Origin of the sequence: Streptomyces sp. Y2F8-2 (assembly GCF_014905555.1) — a bacterium.
Lineage (GTDB): Bacteria > Actinomycetota > Actinomycetes > Streptomycetales > Streptomycetaceae > Streptomyces > Streptomyces cynarae.
The window spans coordinates 1-762 of record NZ_BNGS01000034.1 but is presented as its reverse complement, the minus strand read 5'-3'; the positions used below and the strand labels follow the sequence as shown (position 1 = coordinate 762).

The 762-nt window shown below is 67.7% G+C and carries 1 pseudogene; it reads right to left on the bottom strand.

Annotated elements, in window-relative coordinates:
- Positions 1-762: pseudogene (locus tag SY2F82_RS38565) on the bottom strand (alpha-amylase family glycosyl hydrolase); the annotation flags it as partial.

Below are 762 nucleotides of genomic sequence, written 5' to 3'. Positions count from 1 at the left end.
CTCCCGCAGGAAGGCGAGGACGGCCGGGTTGGAGGAGGACAGTTCGGTGTAGGAGCCGAGGCCGAACGCGGGGTTCTGCTTGCGGATCTCGATCATGCGCCGGGTCCAGTGCAGCAGCGAGGACGGCGACGACATCGACGCCTCCACGTTGGTGACCTGGTAGCCGTAGACCGGGTCCATGATCGTGGGCAGGAACAGGCGGCCCGGGTCGCAGGAGGAGAAACCGGCGTTGCGGTCCGGGGTCCACTGCATCGGGGTGCGCACCGCGTCCCGGTCACCGAGCCAGATGTTGTCGCCCATGCCGATCTCGTCGCCGTAGTACAGGATCGGGCTGCCGGGCAGGGACAGCAGCAGCGCGGTGAACAGTTCGATCTGGTTGCGGTCGTTGTCCAGCAGCGGGGCCAGCCGGCGGCGGATGCCGATGTTGGCGCGCATGCGGGGGTCCTTGGCGTACTCCGCCCACATGTAGTCGCGTTCCTCGTCGGTGACCATCTCCAGGGTCAGCTCGTCGTGGTTGCGCAGGAAGATGCCCCACTGGCAGCCCGACGGGATCGACGGGGTCTTGGCCAGGATCTCCGAGACCGGGTAGCGGGACTCGCGGCGCACCGCCATGAAGATGCGCGGCATGACCGGGAAGTGGAAGGCCATGTGGCACTCGTCGCCGCCGCCGGCGTAGTCGCCGAAGTAGTCGACCACGTCCTCCGGCCACTGGTTCGCCTCCGCCAGCAGCACCTTGTCGGGGTACTGCGCGTCGATCTCCTT